The organism is Natronospirillum sp. (assembly GCF_022565775.1).
GTDB lineage: Bacteria > Pseudomonadota > Gammaproteobacteria > Pseudomonadales > Natronospirillaceae > Natronospirillum.
Genome location: NZ_JAIUMC010000031.1, coordinates 16,294 through 32,454, shown reverse-complemented (window position 1 = coordinate 32,454; position 16,161 = coordinate 16,294). Strand labels below are relative to the sequence as shown.

The 16,161-nt window shown below is 59.0% G+C and carries 11 protein-coding genes; 3 read left to right on the top strand and 8 right to left on the bottom strand.

Features of this window, described 5'->3' with window-relative positions; all coding sequences use genetic code 11:
* The coding region (gene metH, locus LAT62_RS08070) for a methionine synthase (RefSeq protein WP_293381694.1) at positions 1-2,276 on the bottom strand (2,276 nt) is incomplete at its 3' end.
* A gap of 180 nt (positions 2,277-2,456) precedes the next feature.
* Here metH and nfuA point away from each other — a divergent pair.
* Positions 2,457-3,056, top strand: coding sequence for a Fe-S biogenesis protein NfuA (gene nfuA / locus LAT62_RS08065; RefSeq protein ID WP_293381691.1), 600 nt, complete (start codon positions 2,457-2,459; stop codon positions 3,054-3,056).
* A gap of 193 nt (positions 3,057-3,249) precedes the next feature.
* Here the strand turns inward: nfuA and LAT62_RS08060 are convergent, their stop codons facing one another.
* The 4 genes from LAT62_RS08060 to dctP form a co-directional block, all read right to left on the bottom strand.
* Entirely contained in the window at positions 3,250-4,443 is a 1,194-nt protein-coding gene (locus tag LAT62_RS08060) for an OmpA family protein (protein ID WP_293381688.1), read from the bottom strand.
* 26 nt (positions 4,444-4,469) lie between these two features.
* On the bottom strand, positions 4,470-5,753 hold the full coding sequence (locus tag LAT62_RS08055) for a TRAP transporter large permease (RefSeq protein WP_293381685.1): 1,284 nt from the start codon (positions 5,751-5,753) through the stop codon (positions 4,470-4,472).
* 23 nt (positions 5,754-5,776) lie between these two features.
* On the bottom strand, positions 5,777-6,409 hold the full coding sequence (locus LAT62_RS08050; RefSeq protein ID WP_293381682.1) for a TRAP transporter small permease: 633 nt from the start codon (positions 6,407-6,409) through the stop codon (positions 5,777-5,779).
* Positions 6,410-6,537: 128 nt separating this feature from the next.
* Positions 6,538-7,563, bottom strand: coding sequence for a TRAP transporter substrate-binding protein DctP (dctP, locus tag LAT62_RS08045; RefSeq protein ID WP_293381679.1), 1,026 nt, complete (start codon positions 7,561-7,563; stop codon positions 6,538-6,540).
* 293 nt (positions 7,564-7,856) lie between these two features.
* Here dctP and LAT62_RS08040 point away from each other — a divergent pair, with 293 nt between their 5' ends.
* Positions 7,857-9,338: a nodulation protein NfeD gene (locus LAT62_RS08040; protein ID WP_293381676.1), complete on the top strand. Its 1,482-nt coding sequence runs from the start codon at positions 7,857-7,859 to the stop codon at positions 9,336-9,338.
* 2 nt (positions 9,339-9,340) lie between these two features.
* The gene (locus LAT62_RS08035; RefSeq protein WP_293381706.1) at positions 9,341-10,234 is read left to right on the top strand and encodes a slipin family protein; all 894 of its coding nucleotides are present in this window, start codon (positions 9,341-9,343) and stop codon (positions 10,232-10,234) included.
* Positions 10,235-10,298: 64 nt separating this feature from the next.
* On the opposite strand, the gene LAT62_RS08030 is transcribed toward LAT62_RS08035, so the two are convergent.
* Genes LAT62_RS08030 through LAT62_RS08020 form a run of 3 tightly spaced genes read right to left on the bottom strand, consistent with a single transcriptional unit; the run spans position 10,299 to position 16,139 of the window.
* The gene (locus LAT62_RS08030; RefSeq protein WP_293381673.1) at positions 10,299-11,756 is read right to left on the bottom strand and encodes a hypothetical protein; all 1,458 of its coding nucleotides are present in this window, start codon (positions 11,754-11,756) and stop codon (positions 10,299-10,301) included.
* The gene (locus tag LAT62_RS08025; RefSeq protein WP_293381670.1) at positions 11,737-14,817 is read right to left on the bottom strand and encodes an efflux RND transporter permease subunit; all 3,081 of its coding nucleotides are present in this window, start codon (positions 14,815-14,817) and stop codon (positions 11,737-11,739) included. Before LAT62_RS08025 ends, LAT62_RS08030 begins: the two co-directional genes overlap by 20 nt.
* A complete protein-coding gene (locus LAT62_RS08020; RefSeq protein WP_293381667.1) occupies positions 14,814-16,139 on the bottom strand; it encodes an efflux RND transporter periplasmic adaptor subunit in 1,326 nt (441 codons plus the stop codon). The genes LAT62_RS08025 and LAT62_RS08020 overlap by 4 nt, the downstream gene beginning before the upstream one ends.
* Positions 16,140-16,161 lie beyond the last annotated feature (22 nt).

Here is a 16,161-nt window from a genome sequence, read left to right as displayed (position 1 = left end):
ACATCGCCCTTGACCGTGGCCATCAGGATCTTGCCCTTGGGCTTGCTGGCTTCGGTCTTTTCAGCTTCGATATAAGGAATCAGGTGGGCGACCGCCTGTTTCATGACGCGGGCCGACTTGACCACCTGGGGCAGGAACATCTTGCCGGCACCAAACAGGTCGCCGACCACATTCATGCCGTCCATCAGTGGGCCTTCGATCACCTCGATGGGGCGCTCGGCTTGCTGGCGGGCTTCTTCGGTGTCCTCGATGATGAATTGGGTGATGCCCTTGACCAGCGCGTGCTCAATGCGCTTGTTGACCGGCGCCTCGCGCCAGGCCAGATCTTCCTTGCGCTCGGTCTGACCGTCGCCCTTGTAGCTTTCAGCCAGCGCCAGGAGATTCTCGGTGGCCTCAGGGGTGCGGTTCAGCACCACATCTTCCACCGCATGCTTCAGTGCCTCGGGAATGTCGTCATACACCACCAGTTGGCCGGCATTGACGATACCCATGTTCATGCCCGCCTTGATGGCGTGATACAGGAACACAGAGTGGATGGCTTCACGCACCGGGTTGTTGCCGCGGAAGGAGAAGGAGACATTGGAAAGGCCGCCACTGACCGAGACATGCGGCAGGTTCTTGCGAATCCAACGGGTGGCTTCGATAAAGTCCACCGCATAGTTGTTGTGTTCGTCGATGCCGGTGGCAATGGCGAAGATATTGGGGTCGAAAATGATGTCTTCCGGCGGAAAGCCCAGCTCGACCAGCAGCTTGTAACTGCGTTCGCAGATCTCGATCTTGCGCGCCTGGGTGTCTGCCTGGCCGTCTTCGTCGAACGCCATGACCACGACCGCGGCACCGTAGCGCAGGCACAGGCGGGCCTGACGCAGAAAGGGTTCTTCACCTTCCTTCAGCGAGATGGAGTTGACGATGGCCTTGCCTTGTACATTCTTCAGGCCCACCTCGAGGATCTCCCACTTGGAAGAGTCGAGCATGATGGGCACCCGACTGATGTCCGGCTCGGAGGCAATCAGCTTCAGGAACTGCTCCATGGCGGCGGCAGAGTCGAGCATGCCTTCGTCCATGTTGATGTCGATGACCTGGGCACCGTTGTCGACCTGCTCGCGGGCCACGTCCAGCGCTTCGTCCAGGGCATCCTCCTTGATCAGGCGCCGGAAACGCGCCGACCCGGTGACGTTGGTGCGTTCACCGACATTGATGAAGATGATGTTGTCTTCGGCGACAAAGGGCTCCAGACCGCTGAGACGCAGCCGTGGCTCTATGGTGGGTATCGGCCGCGGCTTGTAATCCTGCATGGCGTTGCTGATCACCCGGATATGTTCCGGGGTGGTACCGCAGCAGCCACCGACAATATTGACGAAACCACTGTCGGCGAAGTCGCGAATGGTCTTGACCATGCCTTCGGCATCCAGGTCATACTCGCCGAATTCGTTGGGCAGACCGGCATTGGGGTGTGCGGACACATAGGTGTCAGCAATGTCGGAGAGGGCTTCGACATAGGGGCGCAGCTCTTCAGGGCCCAGGGCGCAGTTCAGGCCAATCGAGAAGGGCCGGGCATGCTTGACGGAGTACCAGAAAGCTTCCGTGGTCTGTCCAGAGAGCGTGCGCCCGGAGGCATCGGTAATGGTGCCGGAGATCATGATCGGCAGCTCGAAGCCGACTTCATCGAACACCGAGTGGATGGCAAAGATGGCCGCCTTGGCATTCAAGGTGTCGAAGATGGTCTCGATCAGAATCAGGTCAACACCGCCTTCGATCAATGCGCGCGTGGCTTCCTGATAGTTGTCCACCAGTTCGTCGAAGGTGACATTGCGGTAGGCCGGGTTGTTTACATCTGGCGAGATTGACAGGGTGCGGCTGGTGGGGCCGACCACACCCGTCACCCAGCGGGGTCTGTTCGGTGTTTCGGCGGTCTTGGCGTCGGCAGCTGCTCGCGCCAGGCGGGCGCTTTCCACATTGATCTCGTAGACCAGCTCTTCCAGTTGATAGTCGGCCTGGGAGATACGCGTCGAATTGAAGGTATTGGTTTCAATGATGTCCGCACCGGCGTCCAGGTAGGCGTTGTAGATGCCGGTGATCACATCGGGCCGGGTCAGCGACAGCAGGTCATTGTTGCCTTTCAGGTCCTGCGGCAGGTCGGCAAAGCGGTCACCCCGATAGTCCCGGTCTTCCAGCTGGTGCGACTGAATCAGTGAACCCATGCCGCCATCCAGCACGAGAATGCGGTCTTTGACAGCGTCATGAAGCTGCTGAATCCGGGTACTGCGATCTGCCATGGGGATGTTCCTGTGCCGTGCTGCCATCAAAGTTGCGCAAGTATATCAAAAAACTTTGATATAGGTTAAGTGCTGTGTTGTTATCTAATAACCAAGTAAATTGGTAAGGTATTTCGTTGCGGCATCCGATTCGTTATACTGGGTCCTGAACACCAACAGTGTCGGAGACCGGGAACCCAGATGACCGAAGTGAACAGCCCCGTAGTAACGGTATCGGAAAGTGCACAGAAATACCTGGCCAACCTGCTGGAGCGCCAGAATGTGGAAGGCATGTCGGTACGCATGTTCGTCACCCAGCCGGGTACGCGCTATGCGGAAACCTGTCTCGCTTACTGTCGTCCCGGTGAAGAAGCCGAGACGGACGAACTGCTCGAGCTGGAGCATATCCGGGTTTATCTGGAACACAACAGCCTGCCTTATCTTGAAGAAGCGGAAGTGGACTTCCAGGAAGACAAGATGGGCGGACAACTGACCATCAAGGCACCCAATGCCAAGATGCCCAAGGTATCGGAGGACAGCCCGCTGCCGGATCGCGTCAATTATATCCTGATGAGTGAGATCAACCCCGGGCTGGCAGCTCATGGCGGCGAGGTGTCACTGGTTGAGATGACCGAAGACAGTGTTGCTGTGCTGCGCTTCGGCGGCGGTTGCCAGGGCTGCAGTGCGGTTGATATCACCCTGAAGCAGGGTGTCGAGAAGACGCTGATGGAGCGCCTGCCGGAACTGCGCGGCATCCGCGACGTGACCGATCACTCCCAGACCGAAAACGCCTATATGTAATTCAGGGCGGCTGGCGCTGCCATCGGCCAGAGGGCTGGCCTCCTACGAGAACAAGGCACCACCTCCGTAGGAGCGCCGGTACGACGCATCGGCCCTGTGCGCGATGGGGCCGCAGGCCCCACAGAAGGCGGCTGACGCCGCCGAGCGCAGGCAAGCCAGCGCCTACAGTGTAGCTACCCAGGCAAGGCCCCGATCACTGGCGGCTGGCCTCCTGCAGGTTTTGCACCTGCAGGGGCGGTTCCAGAATGATTTCGATACGCCGGTTCTGCTGGCGACTGGCGTCGTCCACTTCCTCGACCAGAGGCTGGGTGGCGGCTACGCCTGTTGCCTTCATTCTGTCTTCACTGATACCCAGATCGGCCAGTGCACGCACTGTTGCCGAAGCACGGGCTGCACTCAATTCCCAGTTGGTCGGATAAACGGACTGTAGCGTCGGCCCAATGGCCCGGCTGTCCGAGTGTCCGATCACCGACAGGGTATAGTCGGGGAAACTCTCGACGGCCAGAGCCACTTCGCGCAGGGCATCCACGGCATCGTCTGACAGGCCGGCAGAGCCGGTGCCGAACAGGATACGTTCCGGGAGCTGGATCAATGTCTGACCGTCCTGACGCTGCTCGATCAATTGCTGGCGTTCTACTTCGGCCAGATTCAGGCGCCCCTGCAGCTCATCCAGTGCAGACTGTTCGCGTTCCAGGCGTGTTTCGAGTTCTTCCATGGTCTCTTCGCGACCACTCAGTTGAGCTCGTGTTCGCTCCAGCTCAGTCTGGCCGGCGGCCAGTTCGTCCTGCAGGCTGTCTCGTTCGGTGATTGCGTCATCGCGCTCGGACTGGGCGTTAGCCAGCTCGTCCTGCAGGCTGTCCCTTTCAGCCGCCAGGTCATCGCGTTCAGATTGGGCAGCAGCCAGTTCATCCTGCAGAGTATCCCGCTCGGCCACCACGTCATCCCGTTCGGATTCGGCTGTGGCGAGTGCATCCTGGGCTGCTGCCAGCTCAGCGGCCAGTTCTGCTGTTTCTTCCTGCTGCTGGCGGAGCTCGGCGCGCAGTTCGTCGCGTGCAGTGGTCATTTCGATGAGGCTTGAATCCAGATCATCACGCTCTGCCGTGATCTCGGTCAGGCGTGCATTCAGCTCCGCCGCAGTGTCGGCCGCCGCTGAATGGTCTGATTCGAGGTCTTCGGCCTGCGCGGCGAGTTGATCTCGCTCGCTGCGCACACGGGTCAGCTCGTTTTCGAGATCGCGATTGGACCGTGTCAGGTCAGCAACGTCGCCGCGTAGCGCGGCGACCGTTTCATCACGTTCTGTCGACTGGAAATACTGATACCCGGACAGGCCCCCGAGGATGAGGGCCAGCAGGGTCATCAGAATGGCAAACACCTTGGCGGTGATCATGGACAGCACTCCAAACGTCTAAGGCCCTATCTAAAGGCCAGGGTTGGCAGGTATAAGGCTATTTGCGGGAAAGCCACCAGCAACCCGGCAGAAAGCAGCAACAGGAACACAAACGGTGGTGTTCCCTTGATGACCTCCCAATAGGGTCGTTTGAACACGGCTATTGCGGTAAATATATCACACCCAAAGGGCGGCGTAGCTGACCCTATGGCCACCTGCAGGGTGATCATGACACCCACCAGTACCGGATCCAGTCCCGAGGCCTGAATGGCCGGCGCGAAAATGGGCGTCAGCACCAGAATGACCACAATCGGGTCGACAAACATGCATGCGACAAAGAACGCGATGGCAATGGTGATCAGCACGCCATTGGGGCCCATATCCATGATGCCGATGGCTTCGAGCATGGTCTGCGGAATACGGGCAAAGGAAATGATCCACGAGAACCCGGTGCCGACAGCGACCAGAATGAATACCACCGCCGTAATCAGGCCGGTCGACTTGGCAATCTTGTAGATATCGCGCGTGTTCAGGGAGCGGAACACTACGAACTCAAGCAGCAGGGCATACAGCACGCACGCAGCGGCCGCTTCGGTGGGGCTGAAAAGGCCGCCATAGATACCGCCGACAATCAGTACCGGGAAGCCCATTGGCCAGAGCGCCTGAACAATGGATTGCCCCCGCTCACCCCAGGTTGCCCGTGGCTCCGTTGGCACCTTGTTCATGTAGGCGTAGAAGATGCAGTACAGGGAGAACAGGAACAGAATCAGCAGGCCAGGACCTATGCCGGCGATAAACAGCTCGCGAATCGAGGTGCCTGAAATGACGCCATAAATGATCATGCCGATACTGGGCGGGATCAGGAAAGCGATGTCACTGGAATTGATGATCAGGGCCAGTGAAAAGGGGTCCTTGTAACCGGCTTTCAGCATCCGCGGGCGCAGGGGAGAACCGATGGCCACCACGGTTGCCTGAGTTGACCCCGATACCGCACCAAACAGGGTGCAGGAAGCTGCTGTGCTGACAGCGAGCCCACCCTTGATATGGCCGATAAAGGCCATGACCATATTGATAAGGCGTTGTGCCGACTGACCTCGGGTCATGATGTCAGCAGCAAGTATAAACATGGGTACGGCTATCAGCGCGGTGGGGCGAATGCCGCCCATCATCTGCTGAATCATGGTCCCCATCTGACCAAACCCGTTGAACGTCATGTAGAAGCCGATGATGGCGGCGACGGTCAGCGGGATCATCATCGGGAAGCCCAACAACAGCAACCCGATCATGGTGATTATCATTATTGTAGCCATCAGTGTTCCCTCCGCTCTGTGGCTCAGTCTTTTTGATCGCTGTCAGGCTCGGGCTGTTGCAGCTCTTCTTTCAGGTCCTCCAGTAATTCTTCCTCTTCGTCATAGCCGTCGGTAACGGCTGTGGAGAGGTAGACTTCATCTGACGATGTCATGTTCTTGATCGCTGTCAGCCAGTATTGGATACCGGTTACGGCCAGCCCGATCGGGACCCAGATATAGATGAACCAGATGGGGTAGCCCAGTGTCGGCAGCACACGGCCTGACCGGAAATTGCTCTGTACATAGCCGATGGACCAGTAGCACAGCATGAACATGACGGCACCGGTGATCAGGGCAATGATGATCATCATGATGCGACGGACGGGAAGGGGCAAGGCATCATAGATCGCCGACATCCGGATGTGCCGACCATGCCGGGCTGCATACCCGATACCGGCGAAAGTGATCATGACGATGAGTATGCGATTGACCTCTTCCGAAAAATGCAGGCTCTCACCCAACAAAAATCGGCTGATGACATTGGCCATGGTGTTCAGCGCCATGAGCAGAACGCCCAACGCCAGAATCAGAGACTCCGCCTTGGCCAGCAGATTGTCGATATGCCCAAGGATACCCGGAAGGGTGGATTTCACCCCAGAGGTGGATGTATCAGACATGGTGTGAATGCTCCCTTCTGCCCGGAACCATTCTCTCTGCAGCCTGAAGCCTGCAGAGAGAATGGGCCGGATCTCCGCGGAGATCCGGCACGGTTATTGTCATTGTGGTTTCCCGAGGAACCGGGAAATCAGTTGGTTACCGCTTCCAGGTCAGCCTTGAACTGGTCCAGCAGTTCAGCACCACGAGAACCGGTCATTTCCAGGAAGCGCTCTTCCACCTGCGGAGCCCGATCGCGGAAAGCCTGGATTTCGTCTTCATCCAGTCGTGTCACGGTCACATCATCGCTGGCGTCCATGATGGCCTGCAGTGACTCATCGGCCAGACCTGAAATGTGGTCCAGGATGTAGTCGTAGGCAAAGGCGGTAGCGTCCTGCACCAACTGCTGGTCGTCAGAAGACAGGCTGTTGTAGAAGTCCTGATTCGCCATCAGAGCTGTGGTGAACCAGCCATGGCCAGTGAAGATCAGGTTGGGTGATACTTCATAGAGGCCGCCAGACTCGATCCAGAAAATCGGGTTTTCCTGGCCGTCGAGGATGCCGGTCTGCAGGCCACCATAGACTTCACCCCAGGGCAGTGGTGTCGGAGAGGCACCAAAGGCTCGATAGGTTTCCGACAACAGCGGGTTGGTCATGGTACGGATGTTCTTGCCGCGCATGTCTTCCGGAGAGCGGACGATTTCATCAGCAGTGACGACCATTTCCCCTTCCGGATACATCTGCAGCAGCTCCAGGCCCTGCTCGGCATACATCTCGGGGAACATCTCGTTGATGGCCACACTGTTGTTGAAAAATTCGACGACCGTCTCCTCATCGGTGGGCAGCAGATACGGAATGAAGAAGATCTGCGCCTCCGGAATCAGTGAACCGGTAAAGCCGGGGGACTGATTGACGAACTGCAGGATGCCGGCCTGGGTCTGCTCCATGATGTCGTCAGACTCGCCAAGCTCGCCAAAACGGAATACCTGGACGGTATGGTCCGAGTTGTCTTCCACGTATTCCTTGAATTTATAGGCGAAGACATCCTGTACGTCGTCTTCGAATTCCTCATGGGCATACCGCCAGACGTCCTGAGCCTGTGCTGCAAAAGAAGATAGGCCTACTGCGAGTGCCACGGCAGAGATGCCTGTGGTCTTGATCAGTGATTGAAACCTCATTGTCATTTACCCTCGTTGATATGGAAGCGTGAAATCGCTTCTCTGTTTTCTCTAATGTAATTGTTGCTTTCCCTATGGGTAGGCGGCTCGCTTTACAGCGCATGGAGGACGCGTCCAGACCATGTAAAGGGCGAACCGTTAACTTCGAGAATGGCAAAAGAATCCACCTAGATCAAGAAATCGGTACAAGTTCTTCCGGTCCGACTTCAGGGCCAAACTTTGAAATTCGTACTGCAGCTACCATACTGACTAAATATCAGCCGTTTTGCGGCGTGAGAAAAAGAGTAACGGCCATGCGTAAGCGATTTCATAAATGGACGGTCAGGCGGCGCCTGCTGGCTTTCGGGACTCTGATTCTGGGCGGGCTGATACTGTTCGGGCAGGCCAACGAACAGACGCCGGGCCCCCATGTGGCCAAGCTGACCGTCGACGGCGCCATTGGTCCCGCCACAACCGATTACCTGACCCGGAGTATGGAGCAGGCCACTGATGACGGCGCCCGGCTGATCGTGATTCGCATGGATACACCGGGCGGTCTGGATGCCGCAACCCGGGACATCATTCGAGCCATACTGCAGTCCCCTGTGCCGGTGGCGACCTATGTGCATCCTGCGGGCGCCCGAGCCGCCAGCGCTGGCACCTATATCCTGTATGGCAGTCACATCGCGGCGATGACACCGTCCACTAATCTGGGGGCCGCGACTCCGGTGCAGATGGGTGGCAGCCTGCAGTTGGACACAAACCCGGACAACGGGTCTGATGGCGCAGAAGATGCAGCCGCCGGTGAAGCCATGAACGGCGAAGCGACCGGGAATGGGGCCACCGAAGAGCCGGCTGAAACGGCTGAGGGCATGACCGCCGCCGAGCGCAAGGTGATCAATGACTCGGTAGCCTACATTCGAGGGCTGGCGGAACGCCACAACCGAAATGCCGACTGGGCGGAGCAGGCTGTGCGCGAGGCGGTCAGCCTGACGGCCAGTGAAGCATTGAAAAAGAACGTTGTGGACATAGTGGCGACCGACATCGAGGATCTCATTGCGCAGGCGGACGGCCGAGTGGTGCAGATGGAACACAGCACCCAGATCATCGAGTCGGCAGGCCTGCCCGTCATTGACTATGATCCAGACTGGCGAAACGAGTTTCTGGCGCTGATTACCAGTCCGCAGATTGCCTATCTGTTGCTGTTGATCGGTATCTATGGGCTGATTCTCGAGGGCTACAACCCCGGTGCACTGGTACCCGGCGTCGTTGGGGCCATCAGTTTGCTGCTGGGCCTCTACGCGCTGCAGATGCTGCCCATCAATTATGTTGGCCTGGCGCTGATGGTGTTGGGTGCCCTGCTGATAGTGGCGGAAGCCTTTGTGCCCAGTTTCGGCATACTGGGTCTGGGTGGCGTGGTTGCACTTGTGCTGGGCTCCGTCATGTTGATAGATACAGATGTACCGGGGATGGAAATGCCTTACGAGATTATTGGCGCGGTGGCTGCCGTCAGCGGCCTGGTGGTGCTTTACATAGTATTGGCTGTGGGGAAAGTGCTGCGCATGAAAACAGTCCCGAGTGAGCAGGCCATGGTGGGTATGACGGGGGAAGTACGTCAAGGGGGTCCCAACGCAGTGCAGGTGCTGGTAAATGGTGAATTGTGGCAGGCGCAGGCGGCAGAACCCCTGCAGCGTGGCCAAAGCGTTGTCGTGGTAAATCAGAATGGATTGAAGTTGCGTGTTGAACCGGTGGCCGTCTCTGTGTCAGCGGATGAAACTGAGGAGAAAGGACCATGAGTATGATCGGCTTTTATACTATTGCAGTTTTGGCAGGCTTTACAGTTCTGCTGTTGCTGTATGCCATCCGAATTCTGCGGGAATACGAACGCGGAGTCGTGTTCTTGCTGGGTCGCTATCAGAACGTCAAGGGGCCCGGGCTGGTGATCATCATTCCGTTTATCCAGACCATGGAGCGGGTTGACCTGCGTACCGTCGTGATGGATGTGCCGTCGCAGGATGTGATCAGCCAGGACAACGTCTCGGTGCGGGTGAACGCAGTGGTCTATTTCCGCGTGGTTGAGCCGAAAGCGGCGATCATCAATGTGGAACATTTCTACGACGCGGTCAGCCAGTTGGCGCAGACAACCCTGCGTTCGGTATTGGGTAAACATGAATTGGATGAAATGTTGTCGGAGCGCGACAAGCTGAACTCGGATATCCAGGAAATACTGGATGAGCACACCGACGCCTGGGGTGTCAAAGTCACCAATGTCGAGATCAAGCATGTCGACCTTGATGAAAGCATGATTCGCGCCATTGCCCGCCAGGCCGAGGCAGAACGGTCACGGCGTGCCAAGATCATTCACGCCGAGGGTGAGTCGCAGGCGGCAGAAAAGCTGACTGACGCTGCGATAGAGCTCTCGAAGAGCCCGAACGCCATGACGTTGCGCTATCTGCAGACGCTGATTGATATCGCCGGAGAGCAGAACTCCACCATCGTCTTCCCATTGCCGGTGGATATTCTGGGCAGTCTGGGCGACAACATCACCAAGATGGTGCAGACATCCGGGGGCAGTACAGCAGCGGCGAAGAAGAGTACCGGGACCGCCAGCAAAACCACTAGTACGCCGAGCAAAAGTACCGGCACGGCGAGCAAGCGCAGCACCGCTGCAGGCAGCAAGAAAGACAGTTGAGCCCAAGGGGGCCTGCGGCCTAGCGCGGCCAAGGCCGGCGCCTACAACGGCGGCGCAGCCGCCTTTAATTCGGCTCCAGTAACTGCTCGAACAGCAGTGGATCGTCGAACTGGCGCTTGCCCACAAACGCAATGGCATGCGTGCCATTGCGTCGCATGGCGCCGGGTGACTGAACGCCGAACGGCCAGAGTACAAAGCGTTCGAGGCGAGCCGAATCCCGGATCAGTCCGTCATCATCGAACAGACTTACCGCTCGATACTCTCCCGCCTCGTCAGGCAGCGCCAGCAAATCATCATAGGGTCGGAACGCATACGTCTGTCTCTCTGTCACCACGTCTTCAGGATCACGCTCAGCGCTGACCACCCGGCGCACATAGTGCGTGCCGGGCAGCAGCGTCAGACGGGGCCGGCCGGTCCAGTCCAAGGGCAGAAACAGAGGTTCCTCCCGACCAATATCCGTGCGCACCAGATGACGGTCCGGCTTCCAGACCTGGTGATAGCACCCGCAATTGTGTATGGCATCAAAGAGCAAAGGCTGACCGCTTTCATCCAGGGTGACCCGCCAGGTGATGCCGTTCCAGGGGCCGCCATAGATATCCAGTGCATGAGGTCTGGGTCGCTCGCGAAACCAGAAGGTGTAGCTGAGCTGCAGCAGATAACGATCATCATAGCGTGCAAAGCCGTGATCCAGATACGCCAACGCTGAAGACTCCGAGAAACGGGCTTCACCATCGGCGGCGGTGACCCCGCCGAGGCGGTCTGCCTCCGAGCCCTGCAGCACCTTGAGTTCCGGTGCATGCAAAGCCTGCAGAACCGACAGTTGTTCAGCGCCCAGGCGTGGCAGCCCCAGGGGGTTGTCCGCATAGGCAGCGGCCATCCACTCGGCGATTTGGGCATGGTCCGGCGTTGTGTCGTGCGCCTCGGTCGGTCGGTAGATGACCCCGTCACCGTCGAAGGGCCCGCCATACTCATTACGCCAATCCGCTTGCGCCGAGCGAATACGCCAGGTCACCACCGGGGAAGCCAGAGGGTACAGACCAGCCCAGCGTTGCCAGTCGCGGTACAGGTCCTGGTCTCGGGCTTCCCGGGCATAATCCGCCCAGTATTCCTGGGGTGTGGCCTGGGCCAGTTGCACCAGGCAGCCGCGGCTCGAGACCATCGGCTCTCCATGTGAGCGGGTCTGGTGCGCAGCCAGTTCTTCCCAACTGTGCGACACTACACCGGCTTTCCATTCGCTGAATGCGGCATGATCAAGTGTGTCGACCGCAAAATGAGCGTGCAGACTGTCCAGGGCAAAATAGGGCTGAGCCGCAGGCCGGTGCCCGGCTGCCGGTGTCATGGCATCGCCGTCTCCGGGCTGGGCGAGCAACAGTTCGCGGCATTGCTCGACACCCACCGGCCATTCCGGGGCACCGGGAGAGGGTGCAAAAGACGCACAGCCGCTTAGCAGCAGCAATGCCAGCAAGGCACCCGAGGTTTTGTTGTAAAAGGTGCTGGTGCCTTCAAAAGGGTTCGACAGCATGGTCAGGGCGGTTCCTCAGCCGGGCAAGCCATTCGTTGCAGCGTTCCAGCCACAATAGCAGGGTAGGCACCAGCAAGAGAATCAGCAAGGTACTGAACATCAGCCCGAAGACAATCCCGGCCGCCAGCGGCTTTAGGAACTGCGCATCAATCGACGGATCGAACAGAATCGGGGACAGGCCGGCAATGGTCGTTATCGAGGTCAAAAACACGGCCCGCAGGCGCTGACAGGCCGCCTCAACCACGGCCTCCTCGATGGCCAGGCCCTCATCGCGCAAGCGGCGGTAGAACGTGATCAGCACGATGGAATCATTGACCACAATACCGGACAGCCCGAACAGGCCGAACAATGAGAGGAAAGACAACTGCAGGTCCAGTATCCAGTGCCCGAAAATGGCCCCGGTCAGGCCAAAGGGTATGGTGATGAGTACTACCAGCGGCCAGGTCCAGGCGCTGAACACCCAAGCCAGGATCAGATACATCATGAGCAGTGCCGCCGCCAGAGCCAGCAGCATGTCGCGCGCGGTTTCCTCCTCTTCCTGCCGCTCTCCGGCCAGTGACATGCTGATGCCGGTCTCCGCGGTCATGGCCGGCAGCACCTCCTGTTCTATGAGATCGAGCAGAACAGTGCGCTCACTGTCATCGGCAAAGCTGGCAACCACCTGAATGTCCATGCGGCCATCGGTGCGCTGCAAGCGGTCGATGCCTTCGGTCAGCTCGGCCTGCAGCAATTCTCCCAGCGGGGCCCAGCCACCACCCGGCAGCGGATAGGGCAACGTCTCCCAGGCCCTGAAATTGCGTGTTTCGCTCTCCGGCAGGCGCAGTGTCAGGGGAATACTTTCACCACCGGCGATAAAGCGCTGGACTTCGATCCCCTGCAGTTGATTGGCCACATAGGCACTGACATCGTTCAACCGCAGGCCGAGTGCCTGGCCCTGCGGCGACAAGGTGAAGCGCAACTGCTCGGAGCCGAACGGCAGATCATCCTCGATATCGGTCAGCCCGCCCAGTTCGTCCAGTGCCGCCTGCAGTGCCAGCGACGCACTTTTCAGTGTTTCGACATCATCCCCGGTCAGTTGGATGGTGACATCGGCATTGCCCAACCCGCCCCAGGTGCGGGTGAAGGCAAGCTCGCGCAGCCCGTCCACCACCGGCATCTGCTGGCGCCAGGCATTGAGTATTTCCTGCGTCGTGTAGGGGCGCTCGCGAGCCGCTTTCAGTTCCACATCAATGCGGCCGTTGAGACCATTGCGGTTGACACTGTAGACGGCGGTATCGACAAAGTCATAGTCGAGGATCCCTTCGGTGGCATACAGAGCTTCTTCCAGAAGCCGCATGTAGTCCTCCACCTGCTCGGGCGAAGAGTCCGGAGTAAAGCTGACCCGGGCGTTCATGGTGCTGCCTTCCAGATCAGGGAAGGGCGTCCAGGGCACGAGACCACCGCGAATCAGGCCCAGCGTCAGGAAAACGGCCGCCACCATGGCGCTGACGGTGATCAGGCCATTGCGCACCGCAAACTTTACTGTGGGGCGAAACCAGTTTTCCCGGAAGGCCATGAACCCCTGGTCCACGGTGCGCCGGAACCGGCTCGGTTTTTTGCCGTCGGTGCCCTTGAGGCTGTGATGCAGGTGGGCGGGCAGAATAATGAAACACTCGATCAGCGACGCTACTATGGCGCAGATCACGACCAGCGGGATGTCCACCATAAGACTGCCGAACCGGCCTCCGACCATGGTCAGCGGCAGAAAGGCGGCAATAGTGGTAAGCGAGGAGGCCAGCACGGGGGGAAACATGCGGCGTGCCGCATTGACCGCAGCATGACCGCTGGCGGCACCGGCATCCCGTTGCGCCTGGGTGTCTTCGGCCACCACTATGGCGTCATCGACAATGATCCCGATGGCGATCATGAAGCCGAACAACGAAATCACATTGATGGTGATGTTGTTGAGCCCCATGATCAGGAAGGTGGCCATGAACGAGATCGGGATGCCAACAGCCACCCAGAAAGCCAGCCGGGTATTGAGAAATATGAACAGTACGGAGATGACCAGCAGCATGCCCAGCAGGCCATTTTCCACCACCATGTTCAGCCGCGTGGCCAGGGTCTGCCAGCTTTCGCGATAGGTGTGCAGCTCGATGCCTTCGGGCAGTCCGGGCCGTGCATCGTCCAGCCACTGGTTCATGATGCGGGCGACTTCCAGGGAGTTGTCGTCTTCCTGGCGAGACAGGTTCAGCCGGACAGCAGGCTGACCGCGATAGTAGTAGTTCTGGTTGCGCTCGACGGCTGACTCGAAGCTGGCAATGTCACCCAGGGTGACAGCACTGCCACTGCCGGTCTGCCGTACCGGAAGCGCTGACAGTTCGGTCAGCAATCGCGACTGCCCCTGGGCGCGCAGTTGCAGGGTCTGGCCGTCGGCTTCAAGAGTGCCGGCCGGCGCATTGATATTCTGGGCACGAATCAGTTGCGCCAGGTCATTCATGGTCATGTCCAGAGCAAGCAACTGTTCGCTCGGTACATGGATGGTCAGGGTTTCGCTGACGGCGCCGTCCATCGTGACTTCGGCAATACCTGCCGAGCGCAGTTCACGCGCATACTGTTGCCCGAGCGCCGACAACTGGGAGACCGGGGCGTCACCATAAACCAGTATGCTGCCCACGGTTTCGCGGAAAGCCGCCTGGCGCACCACTGGCTCTTCGGCATCAGAAGGCAGGCTGACACCCTCCACGGTCTCGTTGAGCAGCGTCTGCACATCCTCGAACTCCAGCCCCTCCGTCAGGGTTACCCTGAGTTGTGATCGTCCTTCGGTACTGGTACTGCGCACGCCTCTGACCTCAGCCAGGCCAAGCAGTGCGGTTTCCAGTGGAATGGATACAGCCTCCTGAACATCTTCTGCGGCTGCGCCAGACCAATTGGTATTGACCTGTACATTGCTGAAAGTGAAGGTCGGGAAGAGCTGGAAGTTGAGTTGCTGGAATCCCCAAAGGCCCGCCAGAATGGTGAGGAACATGATGATGTTGCCCGCCACCCGATGCAGGGCAAAATAGGAGATCAGATTGGTCACCCGTCAGTCTCCGGTTGATCCGCCGGGCGTCCGTTGCGGCTCTCCAGGCGCTGTATGCGCAGCCCGGTTTCCGGGCGCTGCAGGCGCGTGGTCAGCACATTGGCTCCGGGTTCGACGCCATTTGCTGCAATCAGATAGCCTTCTCCCGGTCTTTCCGGGTCCTGGCCGACTATGTTGACGGTATGGCCCTGCAGCCGGTTGTCAGCATCGATGGTATAGATTCGGTTGTTGCCGTAGATGGCCCCGGCTGGAACAGCCAGAACATTGTCTACCGCCGGCAACAGGACAGTCAGGGTCGAGAACTGGCCGGCAATCAGCGGTGGCGAGGGATTCAGCACATTGAATGTCACCGGGATGCCACCGTCCTCGTTGCGTATGCCCCAGTTTTGCAGCACCAGTTCCGTGTCTTCATTCTGCCAGCGCATGTGGCCGGTCAGTGGCTGCTCCCGGCTGAGCAGGTTGGCGCGTGAGGCGGGCAGGGTGGCCCTGACCTGAAAACTGTCGGTGCTTTGCAGAGACAGCAACTGGCTGCCGGCACTGACGCGCGCGCCCGGCTGTATCTGTATGGTTTCCACCAGCCCGGATTCCGGTGCCTCAATGCGGGTCAGTTCCAGGTCTTCGGTCAGGTCTTCTGCTTCCTGACGCAAACTCTGCAACTGGGCTTCAAGCTGGGCGAGCGTATCGTCCAGGCCGGCAACGGCAAGTCTTCGACTTTGCAGGGTCTGTTGCTGGGTGATGACATTGCGCCGTGCAGATTCCACATCACTGGCGGAGGCCAGATTGCGGTTCGCCAGGTCCTCGACCCGCCCGAGGGCCTGTTCATTGAGCGCCAGCAGCTCTTCCTCCAGGGTCAGGCTGGCCTGATCAGATTCGCCCTGCAGGCGCTCCCGGCGCAGGCGGGCCTCCATTTCATTGATCTCGCTGCGGACACGCGTCAGGCTCCGTTCCAGTTCACGAGCATCCAGCGTAATCAGCAGGGTACCGGCAGTGACTCGATCGCCTTCTTCCACATGAATCTGTTGCACGCGCGCGGTCAGTTCGCTGGTAAGCTCCCAGCTGCGCCCAAAGCGAGTCTGCCCGAACAACTGCAGCGCAGGCTGCCGGGCACTGAAGTCGGCGGTGACCGTTTGCACCACGGGTGCGGTCAGGTTCATGCTGGCGTTGCCGGCGCGACCGCCAAGCATGGCCCGGCCACCACCACCGCCACTGCTAGCTCGGGGGCTGTCGTCTGGTGCCGTCAACTGTCCATAACCCCACCAGCCTCCCGCCAGAATCAGGGCAGCAAGCAGAACGGGCAACAGACGACGTGCGTTAAAGGGCATGGGCAAAAAAACCGGTCAAATT

Excerpts from the sequence above, each read along its gene's own strand:
- LAT62_RS08040 (WP_293381676.1), top strand. The coding sequence starts at position 7,857 with ATGCGTAAGCGATTTCATAAATGGACGGTCAGGCGGCGCCTGCTGGCT.
- dctP (WP_293381679.1), bottom strand. The coding sequence starts at position 7,563 with ATGAGGTTTCAATCACTGATCAAGACCACAGGCATCTCTGCCGTGGCA.
- LAT62_RS08020 (WP_293381667.1), bottom strand. The coding sequence starts at position 16,139 with ATGCCCTTTAACGCACGTCGTCTGTTGCCCGTTCTGCTTGCTGCCCTG.
- nfuA (WP_293381691.1), top strand. The coding sequence starts at position 2,457 with ATGACCGAAGTGAACAGCCCCGTAGTAACGGTATCGGAAAGTGCACAG.
- LAT62_RS08050 (WP_293381682.1), bottom strand. The coding sequence starts at position 6,409 with ATGTCTGATACATCCACCTCTGGGGTGAAATCCACCCTTCCGGGTATC.
- LAT62_RS08030 (WP_293381673.1), bottom strand. The coding sequence starts at position 11,756 with ATGCTGTCGAACCCTTTTGAAGGCACCAGCACCTTTTACAACAAAACC.
- LAT62_RS08035 (WP_293381706.1), top strand. The coding sequence starts at position 9,341 with ATGATCGGCTTTTATACTATTGCAGTTTTGGCAGGCTTTACAGTTCTG.
- LAT62_RS08055 (WP_293381685.1), bottom strand. The coding sequence starts at position 5,753 with ATGGCTACAATAATGATAATCACCATGATCGGGTTGCTGTTGTTGGGC.
- LAT62_RS08060 (WP_293381688.1), bottom strand. The coding sequence starts at position 4,443 with ATGATCACCGCCAAGGTGTTTGCCATTCTGATGACCCTGCTGGCCCTC.